Origin of the sequence: Natronospirillum operosum (assembly GCF_004768465.1) — a bacterium.
GTDB lineage: Bacteria > Pseudomonadota > Gammaproteobacteria > Pseudomonadales > Natronospirillaceae > Natronospirillum > Natronospirillum operosum.
Map to the genome: position 1 here is coordinate 48,399 of NZ_SRMF01000007.1, position 22,913 is coordinate 71,311.

Genomic DNA, 22,913 nt, shown 5'->3' on the forward strand with positions numbered 1-22,913 from the left:
TGGGTTTTAGTCGACAGATGACGGTCGACAGTAGACAGTGGGTTTTAGTCGACAGATGACGGTCGACAGTAGACAGTGGGTTTTAGTCGACAGATGACGGTCGACAGTAGACAGTGAGGGTTTGACAACCCTTGGAGGTCGTTTAACGATTCTACCGTCTACCGTCTACCGTCTACCGTCTACCGTCTACCGTCTACCGTCTACCGTCTACCGTCTACCGTCTACCGTGCACTGTCTACTAAAAGACTGAACCCCCCGTTTAAACTTCCTGACTATCATCACCCCGGCCACGGGCACTACACTTGAGTCCAGATGTTCATTTGGAGAGTGCCCCATGTCTGCCCCGGATCGTATGCCCACCTATTTTATCTCCCATGGCGGAGGCCCCTGGCCCTGGATGAAGGATCAGTTGGGTGACGCCTATGCGCCGCTGGAGCATTTTCTGCGTGCGTTGCCGGAGCAGTTGCCGGCGCGGCCGAGAGCGCTGCTGGTGATTACCGGCCACTGGGAGACGCCGGATCTGCGGGTCAGCAGTGGTGAGCGCCCGGGCATGATCTACGATTACTACAACTTCCCGCCGCACACCTACGAGATAGAGTACCCGGCTGCGGGCGACCCCGAACTGGCCGAGCTGATCAGTCAGCGTCTGCAGGCGGCGGGCATCACCGTTCGCCAGGACCCGGCGCGCGGTTTCGATCATGGCACCTTTGTGCCGCTGGCGGTGAGCTGGCCCGAGGCCGATGTGCCGGTGGTCATGCTGTCCATGCTGGACCATCGTGACCCGGCGCAGCATATCGCCATAGGCCGGGCTCTGGCCTCGCTGCGTGATGAAGGCGTGCTGATCATCGGCAGCGGTCTCAGCTACCACAACCTGCGGCTGATGAACGCAGCCGGCGCCGAACCGTCACGCCAGTTCGACAACTGGTTGCAGCAGACTCTGACAGGCGCCATCGGCACCGAACGCTCACAGGCACTGACGCAATGGGAAGCCGCTCCGGCAGCCCGTATCGCTCATGCTGAAGAGGACCACCTGGTGCCGCTCTTTGTCGTCGCCGGCGCCGCCGAAAATGACCCGGCGGAATGTGTCCATCATGAAGAGGGCGCCTTTGGACACATCACCGTATCCAGCTTTCGGTTTGGGTAAGAAGTCGCCAGAGGACAGAGAGAGTACCCTGTGCATTGACTGGTCACTCTCCTGAGTCCTGGGCGGCGAGAAGGTCAACCAGGCTTTTTACTGTTTCGTCAAAGGGTTCGTCCCAGTGAGCAGAGAAGTGTTTGAACAAGAACTTGATCAGGCGAGCCTTCGCGGCCGGGCTCAACCGAATACTTCTTGAGTCCAGTTCCTCAAAGGCGGCTCTGGAGACTGCCTCGACAAGCTCCAGATCCCTCGGGCTGGCTTCTTGCCTGTATCCCACAGATAACCCGTCCGGGCTCCCCTCTCCTGTCGCCAGCCATTCCAGTGGCACCTTGCTGACGCGCGCAATGCCAACCAGCTTGCTTCGAGACGGGTCTGAGCGTCCGGCCTTCCACTTTCGTAGTACAGAGCTCGAGACGCCAATCTGTTTTGCTACAATTGTAGCGCCCCCAGCACGATTAATCGCCAGGGCAAGACGGTCCCCAAATGTGTTGAGGTTGTCGGGTTGAGCTTCTGCCTCCTTGTCTTCCGAGGTTTGACGCGTCATGTAGTCACCTGTGATTTGTTGATCTAACTGGATCAAATCCAATATCATCACGAATGGATCGTTTTTCTTGTTGATCGATACATATATGATTGACACGACACATATGTATCGTTACTGTTCGAGTATGGGCACAACAAAACTCGACAGGGACGGTAAGCACATGCCTCAACGAAATACTCTCCAAAAGCCACTGCAACATGAATGGATTCATCATGGTGGTCTGCGCCTGGCGTTGGCGAGCGCCGGCAGGAGTGCCATACCTTGGTTGAGAACCAGTCTGATCTGATTGCGCGCTTTGATCATGCACTGCCCGCTGCTGATCTTGAAGCAGCATGGCCGGTAGCAGGACGAACATCACGTTTTACATTGACCAACCCCAATCGTAGTAGAGTACATCATACATTACATGATCAAAGTGGCCTTGTTTCGCTCCTTGAGTCTCCGTATCCAGATTCTGTTGGTTTTGGCATTGCCCATGACAGGTATGCTGTGGCTGGGTATGACAAATTTTCTCAGCCAGTGGCAACTGTACAACGAAATGCGCCAGATTGACCGCCTGGTCCGTTATGCCATCCACGGCGGGGAACTGGTTCATCAACTACAGCGAGAGCGCGGGGCATCCGCGCTGGTGCTGAGTGGTGGCAACAGCAGTGATCGGGACGCTCTGATCGCACAGCGCCGGTTAACCGATAGTGCGGAGCAGGATCTGGATGAACTTCTGGACGGTCTGGATGCGGCCAGTATTCATTCTGATTTCGGGCGTCTGATCCGGCAGGAGCAACAACAGCGTGAAGGCTTGCATGGCATACGCACCGCGATTGATAACGGCCAACTCAGCCTGTCCAACAGTACCGCATGGTATTCGGACATTATTGACCACCTGCTGCACAACATTATTTTTATCTCCACCGTGACCTCCGATCCGGAGACAGTACTGCAGTTGCGGGCCTACATTGATTACCTTGAAGCCAAGGAACGGGCCGGACTGGAGCGTGCCAACGGTGCAGCTGGTCTGACTGCGGGTCGATTTGATGCAGAGCAACATCAGGCGTTCCAGCGCCTTGTGGCAGAGCAGAACCTCTATCTCTCACTGGCCATAGGGAGCCTGTCGCCGGAGCTTTCGGAGTTTCATCAGCGCACCCTGCGGGACGCTGATAACGATGAAGTGGTGCGCATCCGCCAGTTGATCCTCGACGGCGGGCTGAGTGGCGAACTGGAGCGCGTTGAGCCCAATCATTGGTTCAGCGTGACCACCGCTCGTATTGACCGGATGAAGCAGGTCGAGGATCAGATTGCGACGGCTATAATTGCCCGGGCCGATGAACTGAGGCAGGAGGCGCGGAACGCCCTGATCCTTCATTCGTCGTTGGGATTCGCTGTCTTGTTGCTGACCGTCGGACTTGCCCTGCTGCTGATTCGTGGCATTGTCACCGCGCTGGCCGCTGTGGCCCGGCAGGCAGAGCAACTTGCCGCCGGAGATCTGACCGGCAGGCTCGAAGCCGGCGGGCAGAACGAGATTGGGCAACTCCAGAACGCAATGATACGTATGACCGATACTCTGTCGCAAACCCTGCATGAAATTTCCAGCGCCGCCGACTCTCTGGCAACCGCTTCCGAGCAGGCTTCTGCCGTTACACTTCAGACCAGCCAGGGCGTGCATCAACAGCAACAGGAGGTTGACCAGGTGTCCACCGCGACACAGGAGATGGCTTCTTCGGTCAAGGCTGTCGCGGAAAATACCAGTAGCGCGGCGGAGCAGTCACAGTTGCTGGACAGCAGTGCGCAGGCCAGCCTGGACGAGCTGAATAACGCTGTGACATTGATCAACGGCCTGACCGAACAGGCCACACAGACGTCCGACGCGGTCGGGCGGCTGCAGGAGCAGTGTCAGTCCATTCGCACTGTGCTTGATGTGATCCGAAACATCGCCGAGCAGACCAATCTGCTGGCGCTGAATGCCGCCATTGAAGCGGCAAGGGCCGGTGAGCATGGGCGCGGATTCGCCGTTGTAGCCGATGAGGTGCGCACCCTGGCGCAACGGACGCAAGGCTCGACCGGCGATATTCAGACCATGATTGAGCGTTTGCAGCAGGAGTCGGATCAGGCAGTTAATTATATGCAGCTCAGCCTGGAGCAGTCGCAACAGGGCGCGGAGACCATTCAGCATGCGTCTGAACGTGTGAACCAGATTGTGCAGGGGGTTGTCGCTATCCGCGACATGAATACCCAGATCGCGACGGCAGCTGAACAGCAAAGCCTGGTGGTGGAAGAGGTCAATCAGAACATTGTGCGCATCAGTGATGTCGCCACACAGACCAGCGCCGGGGCAGAGGAAACAGCCGCCACCAGTCAGGAACTGGCGAAGCTGGCGGAAACCCTGCAACAGCAGGTCCGACAATTCAAACTGTCCTGACCTGTCGATGCGGTTGCCGGACTTCACGCCTGACGAAACAGCGCTGTCTGGTGTGACGGGTCGGCTTTCATCCAGGCCAGCAGGCCGAGAGTTGCCAGCCCCAGCGAGACGAAGGCGACCCCTTTCACCAAGTAGAGCCAGATGCTGACCACATCGACAGCGATCCACAGTACCCAGCCTTCGGTTTGGCTAACGTCAAGCCGTTCTGATCAAGCAGGCCGTGACAAGGCGCCTCTCCGCTATTACTCAACCGTGGGTGTGATGTAATATTCACCTCGGATACGTGCCGGGCGCCACCGTCCTGAGGGTTGTTGGTTAACGCCGGTCATAGCGTGATCATTAAGTAATGGGGTATTAATGGGTCAGTATCACGGCGACTCCGGCACGACCAGCGGTATTGGCGCAGTATCGAATGAGGTGCCAGCCGGCAGAGATGCCTGGCGATGGTTGCTTCTGGGTGGGCTGATACTGACGCTGTTTTATGTTGTGATTCCCTACGGTCGCCTGGCCAGCGCGGTTTACGTGGTCACCACTGCGCTGGCGGCGATCGCCGTTATCCTTGCCGTGAAACGCCGGCTGCAGCTGTTTCGTCCGGCGGCGTGGCGCCTGATTGCGAGCGCGCTGGCGCTGGCCGCGTGCGGTCATGCGGTCTGGTACTGGCTGGATCTGCGTGGTCTGGAACCCTTCCCATCGCTTGCCGATGCATTCTATCTCGCTGTCTATCCGCTGTTCATGGCCGCTCTGTGGATGCTGGGGCAAGGCAGTGGACGGGATGAAGGTGCGCTAAGCGATGCACTGATTGTCGGTATCGCGGCGGCCGTTCCGGGTTGGGCGCTGTTGATTGCGCCGTACCTGGAGGACCCCAACCTGACTCTGGTGCAGCTGCTTGTGGCCACGGCGTATCCGGTTGCGGATCTGATTATGTTGCCGCTGGCCCTGAGGCTGGTTTTTCTGCATCGAGGCAGAGTTGCAGCCCACCTTTTCCTGCTTTGGGGCATGTTGGCCTATATGGCCGCTGACTTGTTGTACGCTCATGGAAATTCGGCGGGCTGGTATGGGCCTGGTGGCCTGACCGACGGTCTGTGGCTGGTAGCCTATGTGCTGATTGTGGCTGCGATATGGCATCCGTCGGCGGCGTCCGAGCTGCGCTCCCATGTTTCCATAGCCGAATTGTCGGGACGACGACTTGTCGTTCTTGGGGCGGCGTCCATGCTGGCGCCGTCAGTGATTCTTGTCACCGCCGGTGTCGATGTAGAGGTGGTCCGTGTCGCCGCCATCGGTTCGATACTGCTGTTCCTGCTGGTCATGCACCGCATGGCAGGATTGATGCGAAAGACCCATCGCCAGGCCGATGAACTGGCAAAGCTGTCGCGCACTGACCCATTGACCGGTGCTGCCAACCGCAGGCAACTGGACGTCGAACTGGAACGGGAAATGTCCCGCGCCCGGCGCTCCGGCCTGCCCCTGACACTGGCTTTCATCGACCTGGATCACTTCAAACGCTATAACGACACCCATGGGCACAATGCAGGGGATGCCCTGTTGGAAACATTGGTGGATGGATGGCGCCCAGTCCTGCGCGACCTGGATTTGCTGGCTCGTATCGGCGGCGAAGAGTTTGTCGTGGTGATGCCCGATACGGACGTTGATGAAGCCCGGCGTGTGGTGGAGCGAATGCGGCAACGGATTCCTCAGCAGCAGACCTGTTCAGCCGGTATCGCCGATTACAGAGCCGGCGATACGGCAGAGATGCTCCTGGCCCGGGCCGATCGTGCCATGTACGCGGCAAAGCATAACGGCCGGAACCAGGTTGCCCTCGCTGAAAAGGAAAGCCCGCACTAGCTCACATACTCGCTGGTCAATCTGTGCGAGGGCCTGCCGGCTTTCAGCCAGGCCAGCAGCCCGAGTGTAGCCAGCCCCAGCAGGACCACATACAGCAGCGAGACAAAGGCGACTCCCTTGACGAAGTAGAGCCAGATGCTGACCACATCGACAGCGATCCACAGCACCCAGCTCTCGGTGCGCTTGCGCGCCATCAACCACATGGCCACCAGGCTGGTGACGGTGGTCGCGGCGTCGATCAGCGGGAAGGCTGCCGCTTCCGGAAACAGCGTCGGCGCCCATTCATGCACCCGGGTCATGACAAGGCCGAGCGCCGCCGAGAGCACGACGATAACGCCCAGCCACTTCAGCAGCGTGGGCACCGGGCTGAAACCGACACCTTCCACCCTGCCTGCCTGAATGCCGGACTGTGCCCAGTACCACCAGCCGTAGGTGCAGGCGGCCAGATAGACCATCTGTTCGGCAGCGGCCGAATACAGCCGAATCTGATAGAACAGCACCATGAACAGCAGCACACTGACGATGCCCACGGGCCAGGTCAGCACATGGCGCTTTGCTACCAGATAGACCGATGCCAGATACAGCACGGTGCCGAAAAACTCGATATAACTCAGCGGGTAACCAAGCACGGTGACCAGAATCATTTCCACACTGAATAAATTGCTCATGCCACCACGTTCTCCTTGGGTTGGGGCGGGTTCCTGTACTTGCGAAAGTGTCTCAGTATTTCGGCAACCTGGGCGGCACGCGCTTCCACGGTGCCCTGCAGCAGGGTGAAGGGGATCTCGCGCTGCTTCAGGTCGGCAATGATCTGCTGCTGAAAGGCCCGGCGCTGCATGTCTCCGGAGCGGTCCCATGTGTCCTCGTAGGGTATATCCGCAGCGCAGACAAGGGTCAGGTCGTAACGCGTTGCCGCCTGGTCTGCCAGGGCGGCCAACTGCGGCGGTATGGCGCCGTGGTAGTGGCGGGCGAACTGTGCGGTGGTGAGCGCATTGGTGTCGGTGAACAGGTAGTGGTCTGCCTGCAGCAACAGGGCCTCTTCCCGTGCCAGATGCCCCTCGGCGATGTCCACCAGTTGTTCCGCGCTCAGGCGGCGGTTGATCTGATGCTGTGCCCAGTACTCGCGGCCGTATTCCGGCATCCACAGGGTATGGAACTGCTGCGCCAGTCGCTCGCAAAGCGTGGTCTTGCCGGTGCTCGGCGCACCCAGAACGGCCACCTTGGTGATCAGGTCCCGATAGACCAGGGGATCGAGATAATCACGATACCTGAAAGGGTGTGGTCGGATGCGGCTCGCCGAAATGGGCACCTTGATCCGCGTTGGGTCGACCTGGCGGTCCACGGCGCCGAGCGCCCGGCTGATGTGGTCGCCATAGGGCTCGCTGGAATAGAAATGGGTGATGCCGGAGATGCCCAGCGTGTCGATGATATAGCGCTCATGGGCCCGCATGATGTCGTCGGTGTAACCGACCTGTGTCGGGCCCTCCCACGCCTCGATTACCTGCAAGGCAGGGTAGAGTTCACGGAGCCAGCGCGCACGCACGGGGAGAGGAATGTCGGTGACGTCCGGGGCATCGTAGATCAGCACGACCACCTCGTCCATTTCCGCGAGGGCCGTTTCGATCACCAGTTGATGGCCACGATGGAAGGGCGCGTATTTGCCCAGCGCCAGCCCTCGTCTGATCTTGCGGTCCGCTTCGAGTCGCGTCTTCACGCCCGATGCCATGGGCCACTCCCTGTGCCTGTTCTGTAGTAGCTGCCCGCCCTCGGGGGCGGAACCACGACAGTATCTGGACACACGCAGAAGGCGTCAAGCGGCTACAGGCTCTGGATGTGAACCAGCGCTCACTGTGCCGAGTGCGATTGTACACTCAGACAGCAGCAAGCGCTGGGTATCCTGTTGCCCTAGGCCTTCTGCACCGCCTCAGCCTGCTGACCCTGCCCCTGACTCATCAGCTCGAAATGGTGCATGGTCATGTCTGGCTCCATGCAGGCCATCAGGCGGGGCCCGCTGGGGAAGTCGGAAAAATGCGCATTGGCTTTTTCGAAATCCGCCATGGATTCCCACACAATGTGGTGACACAGCAGGCAGGGGTCTTCTGTCGAGCGGTAGGTGCGGTGCTCGCGCATGCGGCCAAATTTGGCGGCTTCCTGTGGTACCTTCCTGGCCAGCTCAAGACCTTCATCAGCGCAGTCGGGCTTGGTGCGGAACAGGACGATTTCAGTGACGTGCATGGCAGTAGAACCTCGTGTTGTTGAATGGAGCTCTACTATGACGCAGACCACTGACAGCACTGTGTCAGTGCCGTTTTCAGGAAGCTGCGGTTCCTGCCTCTTTCTGTGAGATCGAACGCAAATAAGCCGCCAGAGTGACGCCGGGTGGCAGCGGTGGCGCATCTTCTGCGGCTTGCAGGGCTTCAATGCGATCCAGACGGAAGTCGCGGTAGTCGTGGCGCTGGTGGCACCAGGCCCCCAGCGTCCACTTGCTGCCCCAGAAGGACAGGTTCAGTGGGTGCACCATACGTTCGGTCAGTTGCTGCTGCCCGTCTCTGTAGTTGATCTGCAGGGCAGTGCCCTGGCGAATGGCGTCTTTCACCGAGTCCCAGTAGCCCGCCTCCACTGTGCGCTCGAACATTACCGGGGAAATCACATTCTCGAACAGCAGATCCAGCGCTGGCCCTCTGGCGGTGGCTTCCATCTTGTGCAAGAGGCTGGCTGCCGCCTCGGACATCCTGGCGCCGGTCCATGAGCGCACCAGCTTCACGCCGGTAACCAGAGCATCGAACTCCTCCTGGGTGACGGCCAGTGGTGGCAGTTCAAAGCCATCGAGTAACCGATAGCCCTGTCCGTCATCGTAGTAGACCGGAATGCCTGCCGCCGACAGATCGTCAATGTAACGATAGATGGTGCGCACCGACAGGCCCATCTCTTCGGCCAGGGTGCGGGCAAACAAGGGCTGTCGGCTGCGGATCAGGTTGGTCATCTGAAACAGCCGATCTGATTTTCTCATGCAGGTCTCTCTTGCTGTGGCCTCCGGCCATCATAGCCTGCCACCGAACAGCAGGAATATCACTACCAGCAAAAGAACCATGGTAACGATGAGCCCCAACTGATTCGATACAGGGCAGAACTGGGCGGCCCTTGGTCTGGTCAGGTGTCATTGACCAGACGCTTGCCCAAACCCACGACATGGTCATCGCCATAACCCAGAGCAGCATAGAACTCGATTACCCCAACATTGGTGGCTCTGACCTGAAGATTGATCTTGGGGCATCCACGTTTTTTCAACAGTCTCTCTGCTGTCTCCATCAACTGCCGTGCGTAACCATTGCGCTGATGCATTGGGCTCACCGCCAGATAGTTGATCCAGCCCCGATGCCCCTCATAACCCGCCATGACAGTGGCCACCACTTCGCCATTGATTTCTCCGATCAGAAACAACTCCGGATCGACCCGCAGCTTGCGGTTGATGTCCTCGTCCGGGTCATTCTGTGGGACGGTCAGGCCGGTACCCTGCCACAGCGTAATGACGGCTGATCTGTCTGCTTCCTGAAAGGGTCGGATATTCATGTTGTCGGATGGGATCCTGAACAAGTGGCTGCAAGGTAGGTGGGCCTATCGTAATGCCTGGCGAATGGCTTCTTCAACAGGCACATAATCACCGTCTGCCTTGCCTTCGAGCTGAAATGGCATCTGCAGGTAGAGCGGCGGCTGGGCCATGAATCTGGGTCCAGTACCCCGGTTGAGTTGTGCCGCGTGAACGAGAAAGGGATGACACAGAAATACGGTACCTGCCGGGCCCGTTGCCAGAGTTTCCTTGTACCCCTCTGTAGTGCCGAGATCAAAGGATTCAAGGCCTGCCTCTCCAGCGGGGGCCAGGATGCGTGCGACCTCCTGGTGGGAGCCGACCCGGATGCGTGTTGGTGCGTCCAGCGGGCCGACATCGGAAAACAGGAACAGCATCAGCAATGCCCGGTCGCGGGAGAAGATATTGATGCGCCAACTGGAGAAGTCATTGGGATCGGCATCAGGTCCCGCGAAGCTCGCATCGACATGCCAGCCAGTATCGCCGGTGTCTTCATCGGCAGGGAAGCGCACGGGAAAGGTACCCAGACTGTAGCGTGGCTCCCAGCGACCTGGGCCGACCAGTTGGTCGAAGGCAGTGTGCAGCGCCGGAGTGTTTGCGGCCGCCACAAAGGGTTCCTGATCGTAATCCCACAGCCAGACCACGGGCGCCTTCCAGGTGGCGGGGTCATTCGGATCACAGCCGGTATCGGCCCACAGAATGTCTCGACACTGCCTGGCCAGATCCGGAGCAAAGGCATTCTCCAGCTTGATGAAGCCATCCGTTACAAACTGCCTGATTTGCGCTTCTGTCAGCATATGAGGCCTCTTCATTGTGCTGTTGCAGTAATCCTCGGCAGCTTGACTGACTCTGGCGGGCGGCAATTGTAAAAAATGGACATCCTGAGGTCCCGCGTCGCCTGTGCTGTCACAGCCCGGAATTGTTCAAAGGCTTCGCTATCTCGTTCTACTTCGACAGCCGCAGCCGCAACGGCTTGGTGTTCTCTCGTTGAATAATACCCTTCGCTTCAAGGTCCAGTTGCGTCCCCTTGAGCCACCATCCGGCCTTGGCCCCATCGGGGAACAGCGATTGCGGCAACAAAGGGAGCAGTTGAGCCTTGGCTTCGGCGACAGTCAGCCCCGGTGAGGTGCTGGGCAACACGGACAGCAGCGCTTCCTTCATGGCCATATACTTGGCGCGATCCACACGCTGCACGCGACCCGGAGAATTGGGGTTTTCAACTTCAATCTTGTCAGTGTCACCGGACATCGAGATCTCCTTCAATAAAGTCCAGCCTGGGTGTTCGAAAACGCATCGCCGCCCAGGCCAGCAGAAGTTTGGCAAAAAACGAAAAGTTATGGGTATTGGGGTTGGGAACATCGTCCGGGAGGGCAACACCTTCCGGTCGACTGCGGGCCATGGTTCTGAGCTCCAGGGTGGGCAGGGTTTCCGCTGGCCAGAGACCTCCGTACAGACTGAGCCAATGACCCTGGGTAAACTCCAGAAACACAGGGGTATTGCAACAGCCAGCCACGACACGACGTGTTTTCGAATCCTTCGACAACCGGTGTTCACGCAGCAGGTGCTGCCCCCTGTTCCACCGAATCCTGTCTTTTCTGTACAGCACAAACCGGGTGGCCCCTTTGTCATCTACCAGTGGCGGTGCGTCAGGCAGAGACTGCAAATCAGCCCCCGCGCTCTGGCAGTCGGCACAGAGACACTCCGTACTGACAATGGGCTTGCCCTGAAGCACCAGAGCCACCTGCTCACAATTGCAGGTCAGTTCTTTCTCGACCATAAACCCCTCTCTTGATCCGGACACGGGAAACCGCGAATGGTGCCCCTTCTGTAATGGTCGAGTGAGATACCTTCGATTAGACAGTCGCCAGTGTTTCCTGATACGGATCAAAAACCATGAGCTGATTCTGGCCCTGTGCTGTGGTCAGAATAGCAGCGTTGTAATATGGTCGTTCGAGACTGACTGAAGTTCTGGCTGCCCGGTCAGGCCGCAGTGGTTATGGTGAGTTCCATGAACACACTGTTGGGATCTTCCCTGTAGTCCGCAAAGGGCGGGCAGTACTGAAAGCCGAATTTCTCGTAGAGCCGGCGCGCGGGTTTGAAAAACTCCATGGAGCCCGTCTCGAGGCTGAGCTTGTGATAACCGCGCTGTTCGGCTTCCTGCAGGATATGGGTCAGGAGTTTCGAGGCCAGGCCGCTGCCTCTGAGTGAGGATGAGATCCGCATCGATTTGATTTCCGCATGGGTGGGTGTGAGCTCCTTCAGGGCCCCACACCCGACCAGATCGCTATCAACCCAGGCCGTCCAGAAGGTGACATCAGGCTTTTTCAGCCCATCCAGGTCCAGAGCATGGGTGCTCTCGGGCGGGGAGGTTGCCCTCATGTCGGTGAGGTGTTCGTCCAGAAATGCCGCTATTCTGGGGTCTGACAGATCATCGATTCTGATTTCCATTATTTCCTTTCCTTGCAGTGCCTGACAGATGACGGATCGTCCGCCTTGGAAGGCTGATAATACGACCCCAGTGCCAATAATTATGCTCAGGTTTAGATTGAATTTCCAATGATGGACGTCATGGCGACAGTCAGCGCCGGACTCGTGCCTGGTCGGATGTGCGTGTCGCGCGGTCAGGCAATAATCAGTTGGCCGCCGAATCCTATAAGTAATGCACCGAATACTCCGCGCTGCAAACGCTGCATTATCGGGTATCTGGTTAGCCATTGTCTGAGCAATGAAGCAGTGATGGCATAAAACGTATCAAACAGAATGCCAACACCAACAACAAGCAATCCGAGGATCAGGAATTGCAGCAGAATGTCGCTTCGTCCTGTGTCCAGGAACTGGGGCAGCAGGACAGAACAGAAGAGCAACGATTTGGGGTTCAGCAGGTTGGTCAGCAGACCGCGCTTGCAGGCCGCTTTCAGGTCTGCCGAGGGAATGGGGGGCAGGGTCGAGTCTACGGCAGCGAGATCTGGACCCGAGCGCAGGACCTGAATGCCCAGCCAGATCAGGTAGCCGGCGCCAGCCAGCCGGACGATATCCAGGGCCCAGGGGCTTGCGGCGAAGATGGCGGCAAGCCCGGTCGCCGCCAGCAGAACATGGGCACCCCGTGCCATGGCCAGCCCCGCTGCAGTGGCCAATGCCGGCAGGCGCCCGTTGGCGACACCGGTTTGCAACACCAGGATCATGTCCGGCCCCGGCAACAGGTAGATCATGACCAGTGAGCCGACAAATAACCACAACTCCACGACGCAGTCTCCAATGTTTGATTATTCCTGCGTCAGTTTATGGGGTGTCCTCCAGACATGTCCTTGCGTAGTTGACCAACAATTGGGTTAATATTGGCACACTGTGCCTTTATTTTTACTGTTGCTTTATATTTATGCCAAAAAGAACTCTGGACAACCTTGATCGACGGATTTTGGCCGCGTTGCAGCGCGATGCCCGCCTGACGAATGTTCAGCTTGCCGAAGAGGTGGGACTATCGCCTTCGCCCTGCCTGCGTCGAGTGCGCAGACTGGAAGCCGCAGGGATCATTCGTGGTTACCATGCCGAGTTGGGCCGCAGTGAGACAGGGTTTGGTCTCACCGTTTTTGTAGGCATCAAGGTGGAGCGGCATCACGAGGAGCAGGCGAGTGCTTTTCGGAAAGCCGTTCAGGCCCTGCCGGAGGTGATCTCCGCCCATCTGGTATCAGGGGAGGCCGACTTCCTGCTCCAGGTCGTGGTACCTGACCTGGCTGCCTATGAGTCGTTTCTGACCGAGACATTGCTGAGGCTGCCCTGGGTAAGTGATATACGCAGCAACTTTGCCATCCAGACGGTCAAGCCGGCCGGCCCATTACCGTTGCAGCAGCTGCCGCGAGAGGAGGATACCTGAACGGCAGAGCCGCCCGGACAGATGAGGCCCAGAAGGCGTCAGGGGGGCATTGCACCCCCTGAACCATGCCGGCAAAGGCCGTTAGCGCTTGTAGCGCGCCCGGCGCTCCTGAAGTGCCTTGAGCGCATCCACTTGCAGTGGCAGGCCCAGGGCCCACTGGATGTCGCTGCGCCGGTGCCCCATGTCCTCGAGCATATGGTCGTCATAGGCCAGCAAGGGCTGGAAGCGCTGCCGGAACTGGCGCCGCCGCCGGTAGCGCCACCACCAGAGCTCAAGTGCATGGATAAGCCCAAGCGGCGGCGTGGCTGGCATATAGAGCGCCAGTCGGGTTGGCGGGGTTGGCGCGTTGTCGTCTTGCGACGCTTCATGCTGCAAGGGTTGGTACTGGTTCATATTGCACCTCCGTTGGCCGCCGCAGGTAGGGCGGCTGCGGCAACTCACTGTTTTTGCTGTTTGTGAATGGAGGGTCGCGACCTCTGTGTGACAGCATGGCTGAGCTCTATTGATCAAACAAACGAAAAGAACTACAGTTTCAGTTAAGAAAAATTGAAAGATTCGAGCATGACAGAGATGCCTTCACTCACCGGCCACCGCGCCTTGCCCCTGCTGGACAGCGATGTGCTGCGGACCTTCGTGACCATTGCCGAGAGCGGCAGCTTCACCCGCGCCGCCCAGCAGGTCTTTCGTACGCCGTCGGCGCTGAGCATGCAGATCAAGCGTCTGGAAGAGACCCTGGGCCAGACGCTGTTCATCCGCGAAGCCCGGCAGGTGCGGCTGACCCCGGAAGGGGAGGTGTTGCTGGGTTATGGCAGGCGCCTGCTCAAGCTCAACGAGGAGGCGGTAACGCAGTTTCTGGCTCCGTCACTGGAAGGGCGGGTGAGCCTGGGCACCACCGACGATGTGGGCACGCGCATTTTGCCCGGCGTATTGGCCCGGTTCGCCCGTTCGCATCCGGCCGTGCATGTGGATGTGGTAGTGGGCAACAGCGCCACCATGTTGCAGCGTCTGGACGCCGGCGAACTGGACCTGATTCTGATCACGGCCGGCAACCCGGGTCAGGAGTCACGCGGCGAGATCGTGCACAGCGAGCCGCTGGTATGGGTCGGGCGGGAAGGGGGTGTGGCCGTGCAGCGCTCACCCCTGCCGGTGGCGCTGGCGCATCAGGGTTGCGCCTGGCGGAGCATGGCGCTGGATGCTCTGGACAATGCCGGCATCGCTTACCGCATTGCCTACACCTGTGAGCACTCCGCCGGGCAGGAGGCGGCCATGCTCGCCGACCTGGTGGTGTCACCCTACCCGCGCAGTCTGATTCGTGCGCCATTGCGGCGTATCGAGCAAGATCAGCTGCCACCCCTGGGTGACTACCAGATAGCACTGGTCAAGCGCAGTGACCTCAGCGAGACCGGTGACGCCCTGTCGGGCTATGTGGTGGATGCCTTTGGTGAGCGCCACCACTGACGGATGTCCTCACCGTTGCGCTATTGTATCGCTTTCTGAAAGACGCCGGGTGTAACCCCCATCATCCGGCGAAACCAGCGAGTGAGGTGCGCCTGATCTGCAAATCCTGTCAACATCGCCACTTCACTCAGGGGTCTGTTGTCCCGGATGAGACTCGTGGCGAGCCGCACACGGGCCTGACGTTGATAGGCGTGCGGTGTCATGCCCGTGGACTTCTCGAAAGCGCGATAGAACCTGAAGGGAGGCAAGCCCGCAGCGCCCGCCATTTCCGTCAGGCTGAGATGTTTGTCCAGGCTTTCATCAATAAACCTTCTGGCCATATCGATGGCACGACTCTCTGAGCCAACGACGTCGTCTGTTCGGCCATTTTTCACATAGCGCTCAAACAGTCTTGTTGTGAATGCCAGGTATTGCTCTTCACGGTCTGCCTGTGGCCCGTCAAACTGTGAACAGCGGTGGACGCCATAGAACAATGACGAAAGTTCCCGGTCATTGATGATGGGTCCCATAAAATCCAGAGAACTTTCTGTTCCTTCCGTACCGACAAGAGACCTCAGGTGAGCTGTATCGACATACAATGTGCGCAGGTTCCATCCTGCACTGTCTACAGGCCAGCCAGCATGGGGTTCGTCCGCTTCAATTGCATAGAGGTCACCCTGGCGCGCGGTAAAGGTCTGGCCGCGCATCTTGATACGAATGGCACCTCGAGTAATCAACGACAAGCACGCGGTATCATGTGTATGAATATCATAAGAGAAGTTGGAAAAATGACCGCTGAGCAACTCAGCCTTCAGGTCGCGGGCGCGCCAAAACGAAATTGCGTTGTGTTCTCTTCTCTGCTGCATGAATAGGCACCATTTAGCTCATTGGCTTGAGATGCAAAGTGTCTCCTGGTCAGTCTAGCGTGTTTACATCGAAATTCTCGGTGTGGGTCAAACCAGCACTCCGATACCGCGCAAAGCGAAACGCTGTCGAAAGCACTGATCATCCTCGTGTACCCACAACCTGTCTTGAACGCTATTGCAAAGCCCTTGCCTGCAGGCAGATGTGCCTTGCCACCTGGATGCAACAGCGTTCAAGACAGGTCACGGCGCAGAAGAGATCATCACTGACATGGCTACTGCTTTTTGTGGAGGGATCAAATGACAGATACTTTTCGTGACCGGGCACCCATACCAGAACGTTGCGTTATCGTGGTCGATGATGAACTGGCGGCGGGACAGGCAGCCAACGCGGCAGCGGTAATCGCACTGACGGTAGGACAAAGGCACCCCGGCCTGGTTGGTGCTCCGTTGATCGATGCCTCCAATCATGAACACCCGGGGTTGATCCCGATCGGCATTGCGGTGCTGGCCGCTGGGCAGGATGATCTGGTTGAAATTCGCCACAAGGGCATTATCGCCAACTGCGATATCGTTGACTTCCCCATACAGGGGCAACAGACCAAGGATTATGCGGCGTTTCGGGACGCGGTGGCGCAGGTTGAAACTCGGGATCTGCGCTATGCCGGTATTGCCCTTGTAGGTGACAGCAAGCCGATCAGGAAAACTGTCGCCAAGTGCAGGCTGTTCAAATAGAGGTATAGCAGACCCCGTTAGCTCACCATTCGGGAGAGCCTGTAGCTCTCCCCGTCCTCTGCGATGATCCGGACGGAGCCAGCGGCGGCCAACGTCATAAGTTCTTCCAGCGACACCCTGGCAGACGACAGATCTACCGTTCGCTGCGGCAGGTCATGGGTGTCGATGGGTTGGCGTTTGTGAGGTTCGGCAATGATTTCCTTGTTGGAAATGTCGACCTGTCCGGCCATCAGCAAACGCATGTCCTGAATCAGATGGGCAGCCAACTGGTCATCGGAAATATCATCGCCGGGAATATCGAGGCGAAAATCCTGTGCAGAGAGACTGCCCCCATTGGTGAAGTGGACTGTGAAGTCAAATTTGACTCGCTTGTCGGCCATGCGTGCCTCCTTGGGTTCTGTTCACGGGTCTGATACCAATGACTGCTGTTACCCGTCTGACGCAGCCTCTGCTCCGGCCGGGCGATAGCGGATCTGAACGACACCGGACGGGAAGGTTGTCGTGGCAACAAGTTCCAGCGGGACGGTAACCAGTTCGTCAAAGATTCTGGGGCCGGTTGACCACAGGCAGGGGTTTACTGCGAACCTGAATTCGTCGACGAGCCCCTGGGCGACAAGGTTGCGAGCCAGTTCACCGGCTCCTGTTACCACCAGGTTGCCTTGATGCTTTGCCTTGAGATTGCCAATGCTGGCCGCCAGGTCGCCTTCAAGGAGGGTGGCGTTCCAGGTCAGCGGGTCGTTCAGTGTATTGGACGCGACGTACTTCTGCATGCTGTTCATGCGGTGCGCGTACGCCTCGTAGCCTGGAACAGAGGCCAGTTGCGGCCACACTGCAGCCAGGCCTTCGTAGGTCTTGCGCCCGATCACCATCGCATCGGCTGCCTCCCACATCTCAAGTGATGCCTGAACCCATCCCGGATCCATGGTCAGCCACCCATTTGGGGTGGGTTCGGGTGCCTCAAATGCGCCATTGACGGTGACGGACGCGACAAAAATCAATTGCCCCATGATTGGACCTCCAGTTGAAATAATAGTGCCGGTAAGTCGCATGGTTGTCGAATGAGGATAATCGATTTCGACACCGAACTAGTATCGGCGACCGATATCACTCAGATCATCCCGATAATGCGCCATCACGGAGCGCTCGGATTGCCCGTCTATTCCGGAGCGATCCAGCCCGATATCACGCAGTTGTCGGTCTGACAGACTGGAGACGTCTGGTTGCGTCAGTTGCTTGCGAAGATAATGCACCAAGCTGATCCAGAGGCGGGACAGCAGCTTGAAAGCGTCAGGCTTTCCAGAACGGTTTAGTTGCTTCACGCAGCAGGTCTCCTGTAGTCAGGCCCGTATCCTGTTCGGTGCGGGCTATATCCATTTCCTGCAGCTCCGTGCGCAAACGTGAACGAATGTTGTGGCGCCGGTGCCATTCCCTGATAGTGGCTCTGACACACCCTGTAAAAGACTCGGCGGCAGAGGTGGTGTTCTGTTTGGTGACCATGGTGACGCTCCTGTCATCCGGTGTGGATAGGAGCTGTTATGCTAGTTCCTGGTCAGTTGGCAAAACAGATTCAGAAAATGGCAATTATTGCGGTACAGATGGCTGTCACTGGCCGACTGTTATGGTCATAATGTGCTCAACTGTGCCGGTTCATCAGCCGGGTGCACTGTTAACCTGTGCTGTCAGAACTGGCATAACAGATTGAATGAGCGCTAATCGAGGCATTACAGATTGATATGACAGTGACCGAGTCAGTGCTCTATGAGGGCCTTGCCGAGCGGGTACAACAGCAAATTCAGCAGGGGCTGTTTCAGCCCGGTGAACGCCTGCCGTCTGTACGCAAGCTGGCCGAGCGTGAATCGGTCAGCGTGTCGACCGTGCTCGCCGCCTATGAACGGCTGGAACGTCTGCGGCTGATCGAGGCGCGCCCCAAGTCGGGTTATTTTGTGCTGCACCAGGCGCGTGAACAGCTCTCGGAGCCGTCCATCTGCAGCCCGCCGGCGCGGCCGGTACCGGCGCATATCAGCCCGCTGATGATGGATCTGATCGATACCCGCAAACGTGGTCGCCTTAATTTCAGCACCGCCATGCCGGCTCAGGACACGAACATTGGCAGAACACTGAGACGCACCTTCGCCCGCCTGTCCCGGGAGGGCAAATTCCTGCACAACGGCGGCTACGGGGCACTGGATGGTGCAGAACCCCTGCGCAGGCAGATTGCGCTGCGGTCGCTGGATGCCGGGCTGACGGTGTCTGCCGATGATATCATTGTGACAGTGGGTTGCCAGAATGCCATCTCGCTGGCGCTCAGGGTGGCCACCAGACCCGGCGATGTGGTGGCCGTGGAGTCGCCCTGCTATCTGGGCTTCCTGCAGATGATAGAGGCCTATGGCCTGAAGGCCATAGAGATACCGTCGCACCCTTCGGATGGCCTCAGTCTGGAAGCGCTGCAGCTGGCGCTGGAGCAGTGGCCGATCAGGACCCTGATCAGCGTGCCCAGTTTCTCCAATCCGCTGGGCAGTTGCATGCCCACGGCCAAGCGGCGTGCTCTGGTCGACCTGCTGGGAAAATATGATCTGACCATGATCGAGGACGACATCTACGGCGAAATGTCATTCTTTACCGGCCAGCGGCCCACGGCGGTAAAGGCCTTTGATCGTGATGGCCGCGTCATGCTCTGCTCGTCGCTGTCCAAGTCCATTGATCCGCAACTGCGGGTGGGCTGGATCATGCCCGGACGGCACTACAACGAAGTGCTGCACCAGAAGTACATCACCACCCTGTCATTGCCGGAGCTGCCACAGCTGGCAGCCGCCGAACTGATGGCGGGGGGCCAGTATGACCGCCACCTGCGCCATTGCCGTGAACTTTACTGCAGTCGGCTGGCAGAGCTGACCGACCTGGTGGCAGAACACTTTCCCCCGGAAACGAAGGCCGCCCGCCCCCAGGGTGGCATCGGCCTGTGGCTGGAACTGCCGCGCCATGTGGACGCCACCCGACTTTACTACCGGGCCCGCGAGCATGACTTTGCCTTCTCGCCGGGGGAGCTCTTTGCCGTCGACAACCGCTACCAGCACTGTCTGCGCATCATCTTTGCCCAGCCCTGGACCGACGAACGCAAACAGGCCATTGCCCAGCTCGGTGCCTGGGTGAAGGAAGCCATTGCCGTGCCACCGGTGAGCCAGCGGCTGCCTTCGGAGGTGTCGTGATGGCTGCAGCCGGAACACACCAGGCCATAAGCCACTGTACCGGGTTGCCGGGCGTGCAGGCGTTGACGCTGAGGTCTGATCACAGCTTTCCGCGCCACTCCCATGACCAGTATGGCGTGGGTTACATTGTTCGCGGCGCGCAGCGGTCATGGAGTGGTCGTGGCCAGGTGGAGGCCGTCGCCGGGGATCTGATTACCGTCAACCCGGGTGAAATGCATGATGGCAGTGCGCTGACGGACGGTGGTCGACAATGGCACATGATCTATCTGGACCCGGACCGGTTTCCGGCTCAGTTGGCGCAGGAGGGCGCCTGTACCGAGGCAGAGCTGACCCGGCCGGTTTTCCGCCACGCTGCGTTGGCAGGGCAGTTTCGGGCGGCTTTCCGCGCCCTGGCGAACCCGGCATGTTCAACTGAAAGCAGGGAGGAGCAACTGGTGTTGCTGGTCTGCAGCCTGTTTGCGGAACTGGGCGCGCAGCCTGCCAGGCGGGGCTGTGCGGCCCCCAACCTGAAGCCGGTGCTGGAATACCTGCATGATGCACCGGAGATGTCTGTATCGCTGGGGGATCTGGCTCGCCAGGCAGATCTCAGCCGTTTTCAGCTGATCCGGGCGTTCAAGGCACAACTGGGCATTACGCCGCATGCCTATCTGTCCCAGTTGCGCGTCAATCAGGCCCGGCGTCTGATCAGCCAGGGCCTGCCAATCGCCGAGGCCGCCCTTGCCGCAGGCTTTTCGGACCAGAGCCATCTGAACCGGGTGTTCAGGAACCAGTTCGGTATCACCCCGGGCCGCTGGCAGCGCGCTGCCACGGCCTGAGCGGCGCGCAATATCGTCCAATATTTCCCCGTGATGTCAGAGCATTCTGATCGGATCCAATTGCAAGGAGCCGATCATGTCTGCAGATTTTCTGGTGACGTCTCTGATCATCATCGCCACGCCGGGTACCGGCTCGCTCTACACGGTCGCTATCGGACTGGCGCAGGGACGTCTGGCCAGCTTCCATGCCGCACTCGGCTGTACCCTGGGTCTGCTGGTTCATATGGCGGTGGCCATTTCGGGGGCGGCGACTGTTTTTCATACCAGCCCGCAGGCGTTTTCAGCGCTGGCGCTGCTGGGTGCAGCCTATATGCTGTATATGGCGGCCTCGATGCTGCGCAGCAACGGCCTGATGCCCGCAAACGGCCAGGCACCCGAGCGTCACGGCAGCCAGATCATTCGGCATGCCATTGTGATCAATCTGCTCAACCCCAAACTGTCGGTCTTCTTCCTGGCCTTTCTGCCGGCCTTTGTAACCGCTGCCGATGGCCCGGTGACGCTGCAGCTTATAGGGCTGAGCCTGTGGTTCATGGGGCTGACACTGCTTGTGTTTGCCCTCTATGGCTGGTTTGCGGCCCTGTTCAGCTCGGCCCTGATGCGTCGTCCCAGAGTACAGTTGGGCATGCGTCTGGGTTTTGCAGGCGCCTTTGTGGTGATTGCCGTTCAACTGGCAGCCAGTGCGTTGTCCTGAGCGCTTTCGGGCTATAGCTCCAGGCGACGCAGGAGTGTGGCGACGAGCTCTTCGGGTGGCGCCGAGACATCAAAGAGCTCGCCCAGCTCGCCGCCTGTGGCCTGCGACAGGATCTCCCGCTCTTCCGCGACCGTCTGCAGCTCGAACTCCGTCTCGTCGATGGCCCGTACACCCTGGCGCCGCTCGATCCGCGCCAGGTTTTCTGCCCTGGGCAGGGTCAGGAGAAAGCAGCGCATATCGGCATCGGCGTCGACGTCCAGCAGCCGGGTACGCAGGTCGGCGAGTGCCTCGGGGGTGCACCACAGGTGATTGATCACAAAGTGGCGATAGCCAAAGCGCCGATGGTGCGCGACCAGCAGTGCGATTGTCGCATGCAAGTACTCTGTTTCATCGGCTGGGGGTGGGTTGGCGGCGACGAGATGGTCGCCATCCAGCATCACGCAGCTGTCGATGCTTTCCGAGAGCGCTTCGGCGAGCGTCGATTTGCCGATGCCGAGCGGGCCATTGAAGACAATGATCATGTGCAGTGAGTCCTTGTTGTTCACTTGTCCCGAGGGTTGGAATTGTTCTCTCTTTTTCTGTTTTTTGGCAAGCCCCGCAGCCCGTTTTTCAGGTAACCACCGGGCGAGTGCCCGGTGAACTCCCGAAAGCTGCGATTGAAATGGCTCTGATCCGCGTAACCCGCTTGCAGTGCAAGGTCCGTCAGGTCCTCTGCACCGCCGTGCTGAAGCTGCTGGAAAGATTGCTGGAACTGGCAGAGCCGCCTGAACCGGTTGGGGCTCAACCCGACATAGGTATTGAACAGTCGTTGCAGTCGGCGATCACTCACTGCGCAGAGGTCCTTTATTTCGCGCAGGGTGTCCTGCTCGGGGTGAGTCAGGATCATGTCGACGGCCTGACGGATGATCTCGCACAGCTCCCGGTTGCGGTGAATGCGCCGCAGCAGATAGCCCTCGACCAGTTCGCACAGGCCGGCTGCCGCGGCATCCGGTTTTGCTGCCAGGGCGCTCAGCGCAGCAGTCAACTGGTCGGCGGCGTCTGAATCGACTTCCGACAGCGAAACAGGTCCCTGCATCAGTCGGTCCACCGGCACCCCGAACACGGGAGCCGCCATGAATGGACGAAAGAAAACCGCAGCAAGCAGGCATTCGTTGCCATGAAGCTCGAAATCGCGAGGTGACAGGGTTTGGCTCTGCAGCCAGAACCGGCAACTGCCCCCTGCCTCACCCAGACAGACAAAGGCCGAAACCCCGGCCGGCAGCACCGGCCAGCCGGGCTCGCCTGACGACCGGTAGTGCCAGGTCAGCAGGGTGCTCAGGTAGGCCGCAGTACCCGAGCCTGGACGATGATAGCCATGGTCCATCTGTTATCCCCAGGCGTTCGCCTTTCGTCTGCGGTCGGCCAATACTCCGCCAAGCCACACGGATGGATAGATCAAGAGCATCAGCGTGACGGGAAACCACAGGGGCGCCCGGTCAATCATGACGCTCATGCCGATCAGAGTGATCAGCATTCCGATGGTACCCAGAATCAGGCAATGCAGCATGGGTTTTTGCCGTGCGATCAGCGCTGTCAGATACGCGCCTGCTACCATGAACAGAGTACGGTAAAACAGCGCCACAACTATCATCCAGGTGACATGCAGCCCTTGGTCCGGCGGCGGGAACACGCCTGTACTTTCCAGCAGGATATCAATCAATGTGGCCGGTATCGCAGTCACCAACAGCCCGCCCACGACTGCACCAATCGAACGAGAAACTGTGCGTATCATG

31 protein-coding genes are annotated in these 22,913 nt (G+C 58.9%); 10 read left to right on the top strand and 21 right to left on the bottom strand.

Annotated elements, in window-relative coordinates; all coding sequences use genetic code 11:
• The first annotated feature begins 334 nt into the window (after positions 1–334).
• A complete protein-coding gene (locus tag E4656_RS14850) occupies positions 335–1,144 on the top strand; it encodes a DODA-type extradiol aromatic ring-opening family dioxygenase (RefSeq protein ID WP_135484086.1) in 810 nt (269 codons plus the stop codon).
• 43 nt (positions 1,145–1,187) lie between these two features.
• Here E4656_RS14850 and E4656_RS14855 read toward each other — a convergent pair whose 3' ends face one another.
• Positions 1,188–1,778, bottom strand: a complete 591-nt coding sequence (locus tag E4656_RS14855; protein WP_135484087.1) for a helix-turn-helix domain-containing protein — start codon at positions 1,776–1,778, stop codon at positions 1,188–1,190.
• Positions 1,779–1,943: 165 nt separating this feature from the next.
• Between E4656_RS14855 and E4656_RS20265 the strand changes: the two genes are divergently transcribed.
• Both E4656_RS20265 and E4656_RS14860 read left to right on the top strand, forming a co-directional pair.
• Positions 1,944–2,234, top strand: a complete 291-nt coding sequence (locus E4656_RS20265) for a hypothetical protein (protein ID WP_167856083.1) — start codon at positions 1,944–1,946, stop codon at positions 2,232–2,234.
• Positions 2,182–4,095, top strand: coding sequence for a methyl-accepting chemotaxis protein (locus tag E4656_RS14860; protein ID WP_167856084.1), 1,914 nt, complete (start codon positions 2,182–2,184; stop codon positions 4,093–4,095). Before E4656_RS20265 ends, E4656_RS14860 begins: the two co-directional genes overlap by 53 nt.
• A gap of 23 nt (positions 4,096–4,118) precedes the next feature.
• Here the strand turns inward: E4656_RS14860 and E4656_RS20650 are convergent, their stop codons facing one another.
• On the bottom strand, positions 4,119–4,247 hold the full coding sequence (locus tag E4656_RS20650; protein ID WP_276605982.1) for a hypothetical protein: 129 nt from the start codon (positions 4,245–4,247) through the stop codon (positions 4,119–4,121).
• 205 nt (positions 4,248–4,452) lie between these two features.
• On the opposite strand from E4656_RS20650, the gene E4656_RS14865 reads away from it, so the two are divergent.
• The gene (locus tag E4656_RS14865) at positions 4,453–5,937 is read left to right on the top strand and encodes a GGDEF domain-containing protein (protein ID WP_135484089.1); all 1,485 of its coding nucleotides are present in this window, start codon (positions 4,453–4,455) and stop codon (positions 5,935–5,937) included.
• Here E4656_RS14865 and pnuC read toward each other — a convergent pair.
• From pnuC to E4656_RS14915, 10 genes are all read right to left on the bottom strand, one after another.
• Complete coding sequence (pnuC, locus tag E4656_RS14870; protein WP_205849223.1) at positions 5,934–6,605, bottom strand: nicotinamide riboside transporter PnuC; 672 nt, start codon at positions 6,603–6,605, stop codon at positions 5,934–5,936. The two genes, E4656_RS14865 and pnuC, sit on opposite strands and share 4 nt — an antisense overlap.
• Positions 6,602–7,663 (bottom strand): AAA family ATPase, encoded by a 1,062-nt coding sequence (locus E4656_RS14875; RefSeq protein WP_135484090.1) that lies wholly within the window; start codon positions 7,661–7,663, stop codon positions 6,602–6,604. The genes pnuC and E4656_RS14875 overlap by 4 nt, the downstream gene beginning before the upstream one ends.
• A 179-nt stretch (positions 7,664–7,842) precedes the next feature.
• Positions 7,843–8,172, bottom strand: a complete 330-nt coding sequence (locus E4656_RS14880) for a putative quinol monooxygenase (protein ID WP_135484091.1) — start codon at positions 8,170–8,172, stop codon at positions 7,843–7,845.
• A 76-nt stretch (positions 8,173–8,248) separates the two neighbouring features.
• Positions 8,249–8,947, bottom strand: coding sequence for a helix-turn-helix transcriptional regulator (locus tag E4656_RS14885; RefSeq protein WP_135484092.1), 699 nt, complete (start codon positions 8,945–8,947; stop codon positions 8,249–8,251).
• A gap of 140 nt (positions 8,948–9,087) precedes the next feature.
• On the bottom strand, positions 9,088–9,507 hold the full coding sequence (locus E4656_RS14890) for a GNAT family acetyltransferase (protein ID WP_135484093.1): 420 nt from the start codon (positions 9,505–9,507) through the stop codon (positions 9,088–9,090).
• A 45-nt stretch (positions 9,508–9,552) separates the two neighbouring features.
• The gene (locus E4656_RS14895; RefSeq protein ID WP_135484094.1) at positions 9,553–10,320 is read right to left on the bottom strand and encodes a phytanoyl-CoA dioxygenase family protein; all 768 of its coding nucleotides are present in this window, start codon (positions 10,318–10,320) and stop codon (positions 9,553–9,555) included.
• A 148-nt stretch (positions 10,321–10,468) separates the two neighbouring features.
• The gene (locus E4656_RS14900; RefSeq protein WP_135484095.1) at positions 10,469–10,771 is read right to left on the bottom strand and encodes a DUF6958 family protein; all 303 of its coding nucleotides are present in this window, start codon (positions 10,769–10,771) and stop codon (positions 10,469–10,471) included.
• A complete protein-coding gene (locus E4656_RS14905; protein WP_135484096.1) occupies positions 10,761–11,300 on the bottom strand; it encodes a GFA family protein in 540 nt (179 codons plus the stop codon). The genes E4656_RS14900 and E4656_RS14905 overlap by 11 nt, the downstream gene beginning before the upstream one ends.
• Before the next feature lie 203 nt (positions 11,301–11,503).
• Positions 11,504–11,971 carry a GNAT family N-acetyltransferase gene (locus tag E4656_RS14910; RefSeq protein ID WP_135484097.1) on the bottom strand — a complete coding sequence of 156 codons (468 nt, stop codon included), beginning with the start codon at positions 11,969–11,971 and terminating at the stop codon, positions 11,504–11,506.
• 173 nt (positions 11,972–12,144) lie between these two features.
• A complete protein-coding gene (locus tag E4656_RS14915; RefSeq protein ID WP_205849224.1) occupies positions 12,145–12,765 on the bottom strand; it encodes a LysE family translocator in 621 nt (206 codons plus the stop codon).
• Positions 12,766–12,899: 134 nt separating this feature from the next.
• Here E4656_RS14915 and E4656_RS14920 point away from each other — a divergent pair, with 134 nt between their 5' ends.
• Entirely contained in the window at positions 12,900–13,394 is a 495-nt protein-coding gene (locus E4656_RS14920; RefSeq protein ID WP_135484215.1) for an Lrp/AsnC family transcriptional regulator, read from the top strand.
• An 81-nt stretch (positions 13,395–13,475) separates the two neighbouring features.
• On the opposite strand, the gene E4656_RS14925 is transcribed toward E4656_RS14920, so the two are convergent.
• On the bottom strand, positions 13,476–13,787 hold the full coding sequence (locus E4656_RS14925; RefSeq protein WP_135484098.1) for a hypothetical protein: 312 nt from the start codon (positions 13,785–13,787) through the stop codon (positions 13,476–13,478).
• Between the two features lie 168 nt (positions 13,788–13,955).
• Between E4656_RS14925 and E4656_RS14930 the strand changes: the two genes are divergently transcribed.
• Positions 13,956–14,852 (top strand): LysR substrate-binding domain-containing protein, encoded by an 897-nt coding sequence (locus tag E4656_RS14930; protein ID WP_135484099.1) that lies wholly within the window; start codon positions 13,956–13,958, stop codon positions 14,850–14,852.
• A gap of 20 nt (positions 14,853–14,872) precedes the next feature.
• Here E4656_RS14930 and E4656_RS14935 read toward each other — a convergent pair whose 3' ends face one another.
• The gene (locus E4656_RS14935; RefSeq protein ID WP_135484100.1) at positions 14,873–15,697 is read right to left on the bottom strand and encodes a helix-turn-helix transcriptional regulator; all 825 of its coding nucleotides are present in this window, start codon (positions 15,695–15,697) and stop codon (positions 14,873–14,875) included.
• A gap of 297 nt (positions 15,698–15,994) precedes the next feature.
• On the opposite strand from E4656_RS14935, the gene E4656_RS14940 reads away from it, so the two are divergent.
• Complete coding sequence (locus E4656_RS14940; RefSeq protein WP_135484101.1) at positions 15,995–16,429, top strand: DUF2000 domain-containing protein; 435 nt, start codon at positions 15,995–15,997, stop codon at positions 16,427–16,429.
• 17 nt (positions 16,430–16,446) lie between these two features.
• Here the strand turns inward: E4656_RS14940 and E4656_RS20380 are convergent, their stop codons facing one another.
• From E4656_RS20380 to E4656_RS14960, 4 genes are all read right to left on the bottom strand, one after another.
• Positions 16,447–16,809: a hypothetical protein gene (locus E4656_RS20380; protein WP_205849225.1), complete on the bottom strand. Its 363-nt coding sequence runs from the start codon at positions 16,807–16,809 to the stop codon at positions 16,447–16,449.
• A 48-nt stretch (positions 16,810–16,857) separates the two neighbouring features.
• Positions 16,858–17,436: a dihydrofolate reductase family protein gene (locus tag E4656_RS14950; RefSeq protein WP_135484102.1), complete on the bottom strand. Its 579-nt coding sequence runs from the start codon at positions 17,434–17,436 to the stop codon at positions 16,858–16,860.
• Positions 17,437–17,514: 78 nt separating this feature from the next.
• Positions 17,515–17,748: a DUF1127 domain-containing protein gene (locus E4656_RS14955; RefSeq protein ID WP_135484103.1), complete on the bottom strand. Its 234-nt coding sequence runs from the start codon at positions 17,746–17,748 to the stop codon at positions 17,515–17,517.
• Positions 17,717–17,926: a DUF1127 domain-containing protein gene (locus E4656_RS14960; protein WP_135484104.1), complete on the bottom strand. Its 210-nt coding sequence runs from the start codon at positions 17,924–17,926 to the stop codon at positions 17,717–17,719. The genes E4656_RS14955 and E4656_RS14960 overlap by 32 nt, the downstream gene beginning before the upstream one ends.
• A 236-nt stretch (positions 17,927–18,162) precedes the next feature.
• Between E4656_RS14960 and E4656_RS14965 the strand changes: the two genes are divergently transcribed.
• The 3 genes from E4656_RS14965 (at position 18,163) to E4656_RS14975 (ending at position 21,141) form a co-directional block, all read left to right on the top strand.
• Positions 18,163–19,635: an aminotransferase-like domain-containing protein gene (locus E4656_RS14965; RefSeq protein ID WP_135484105.1), complete on the top strand. Its 1,473-nt coding sequence runs from the start codon at positions 18,163–18,165 to the stop codon at positions 19,633–19,635.
• Positions 19,635–20,450 (top strand): AraC family transcriptional regulator, encoded by an 816-nt coding sequence (locus tag E4656_RS14970; RefSeq protein WP_135484106.1) that lies wholly within the window; start codon positions 19,635–19,637, stop codon positions 20,448–20,450. The genes E4656_RS14965 and E4656_RS14970 overlap by 1 nt, the downstream gene beginning before the upstream one ends.
• Positions 20,451–20,526: 76 nt before the next feature.
• Positions 20,527–21,141 carry a LysE family translocator gene (locus E4656_RS14975; protein ID WP_135484107.1) on the top strand — a complete coding sequence of 205 codons (615 nt, stop codon included), beginning with the start codon at positions 20,527–20,529 and terminating at the stop codon, positions 21,139–21,141.
• 11 nt (positions 21,142–21,152) lie between these two features.
• On the opposite strand, the gene E4656_RS14980 is transcribed toward E4656_RS14975, so the two are convergent.
• The 3 genes from E4656_RS14980 to E4656_RS14990 are packed head-to-tail and all read right to left on the bottom strand — an operon-like array spanning position 21,153 to position 22,912.
• Positions 21,153–21,662, bottom strand: a complete 510-nt coding sequence (locus tag E4656_RS14980) for a Gar/GrdA family gentamicin resistance ATP-binding protein (protein WP_135484108.1) — start codon at positions 21,660–21,662, stop codon at positions 21,153–21,155.
• A gap of 20 nt (positions 21,663–21,682) precedes the next feature.
• On the bottom strand, positions 21,683–22,504 hold the full coding sequence (locus E4656_RS14985; protein WP_135484109.1) for an AraC family transcriptional regulator: 822 nt from the start codon (positions 22,502–22,504) through the stop codon (positions 21,683–21,685).
• A gap of 3 nt (positions 22,505–22,507) precedes the next feature.
• Positions 22,508–22,912: a hypothetical protein gene (locus tag E4656_RS14990; RefSeq protein ID WP_135484110.1), complete on the bottom strand. Its 405-nt coding sequence runs from the start codon at positions 22,910–22,912 to the stop codon at positions 22,508–22,510.
• Position 22,913 lies beyond the last annotated feature (1 nt).

Excerpts from the sequence above, each read along its gene's own strand:
- E4656_RS14865 (WP_135484089.1), top strand. The coding sequence starts at position 4,453 with ATGGGTCAGTATCACGGCGACTCCGGCACGACCAGCGGTATTGGCGCA.
- E4656_RS14920 (WP_135484215.1), top strand. The coding sequence starts at position 12,900 with ATGCCAAAAAGAACTCTGGACAACCTTGATCGACGGATTTTGGCCGCG.
- E4656_RS14860 (WP_167856084.1), top strand. The coding sequence starts at position 2,182 with ATGACAAATTTTCTCAGCCAGTGGCAACTGTACAACGAAATGCGCCAG.
- E4656_RS14900 (WP_135484095.1), bottom strand. The coding sequence starts at position 10,771 with ATGTCCGGTGACACTGACAAGATTGAAGTTGAAAACCCCAATTCTCCG.
- E4656_RS14905 (WP_135484096.1), bottom strand. The coding sequence starts at position 11,300 with ATGGTCGAGAAAGAACTGACCTGCAATTGTGAGCAGGTGGCTCTGGTG.
- E4656_RS14935 (WP_135484100.1), bottom strand. The coding sequence starts at position 15,697 with ATGCAGCAGAGAAGAGAACACAACGCAATTTCGTTTTGGCGCGCCCGC.
- E4656_RS14985 (WP_135484109.1), bottom strand. The coding sequence starts at position 22,504 with ATGGACCATGGCTATCATCGTCCAGGCTCGGGTACTGCGGCCTACCTG.
- E4656_RS14965 (WP_135484105.1), top strand. The coding sequence starts at position 18,163 with ATGACAGTGACCGAGTCAGTGCTCTATGAGGGCCTTGCCGAGCGGGTA.
- E4656_RS14950 (WP_135484102.1), bottom strand. The coding sequence starts at position 17,436 with ATGGGGCAATTGATTTTTGTCGCGTCCGTCACCGTCAATGGCGCATTT.
- E4656_RS20380 (WP_205849225.1), bottom strand. The coding sequence starts at position 16,809 with ATGGCCGACAAGCGAGTCAAATTTGACTTCACAGTCCACTTCACCAAT.
- E4656_RS14980 (WP_135484108.1), bottom strand. The coding sequence starts at position 21,662 with ATGATCATTGTCTTCAATGGCCCGCTCGGCATCGGCAAATCGACGCTC.
- E4656_RS14960 (WP_135484104.1), bottom strand. The coding sequence starts at position 17,926 with ATGGTCACCAAACAGAACACCACCTCTGCCGCCGAGTCTTTTACAGGG.
- E4656_RS14940 (WP_135484101.1), top strand. The coding sequence starts at position 15,995 with ATGACAGATACTTTTCGTGACCGGGCACCCATACCAGAACGTTGCGTT.
- E4656_RS14990 (WP_135484110.1), bottom strand. The coding sequence starts at position 22,912 with ATGATACGCACAGTTTCTCGTTCGATTGGTGCAGTCGTGGGCGGGCTG.
- pnuC (WP_205849223.1), bottom strand. The coding sequence starts at position 6,605 with ATGAGCAATTTATTCAGTGTGGAAATGATTCTGGTCACCGTGCTTGGT.
- E4656_RS14850 (WP_135484086.1), top strand. The coding sequence starts at position 335 with ATGTCTGCCCCGGATCGTATGCCCACCTATTTTATCTCCCATGGCGGA.
- E4656_RS14975 (WP_135484107.1), top strand. The coding sequence starts at position 20,527 with ATGTCTGCAGATTTTCTGGTGACGTCTCTGATCATCATCGCCACGCCG.
- E4656_RS14885 (WP_135484092.1), bottom strand. The coding sequence starts at position 8,947 with ATGAGAAAATCAGATCGGCTGTTTCAGATGACCAACCTGATCCGCAGC.
- E4656_RS14880 (WP_135484091.1), bottom strand. The coding sequence starts at position 8,172 with ATGCACGTCACTGAAATCGTCCTGTTCCGCACCAAGCCCGACTGCGCT.
- E4656_RS14930 (WP_135484099.1), top strand. The coding sequence starts at position 13,956 with ATGACAGAGATGCCTTCACTCACCGGCCACCGCGCCTTGCCCCTGCTG.
- E4656_RS14925 (WP_135484098.1), bottom strand. The coding sequence starts at position 13,787 with ATGAACCAGTACCAACCCTTGCAGCATGAAGCGTCGCAAGACGACAAC.
- E4656_RS14970 (WP_135484106.1), top strand. The coding sequence starts at position 19,635 with ATGGCTGCAGCCGGAACACACCAGGCCATAAGCCACTGTACCGGGTTG.
- E4656_RS14910 (WP_135484097.1), bottom strand. The coding sequence starts at position 11,971 with ATGGAAATCAGAATCGATGATCTGTCAGACCCCAGAATAGCGGCATTT.
- E4656_RS14890 (WP_135484093.1), bottom strand. The coding sequence starts at position 9,507 with ATGAATATCCGACCCTTTCAGGAAGCAGACAGATCAGCCGTCATTACG.
- E4656_RS14875 (WP_135484090.1), bottom strand. The coding sequence starts at position 7,663 with ATGGCATCGGGCGTGAAGACGCGACTCGAAGCGGACCGCAAGATCAGA.
- E4656_RS14895 (WP_135484094.1), bottom strand. The coding sequence starts at position 10,320 with ATGCTGACAGAAGCGCAAATCAGGCAGTTTGTAACGGATGGCTTCATC.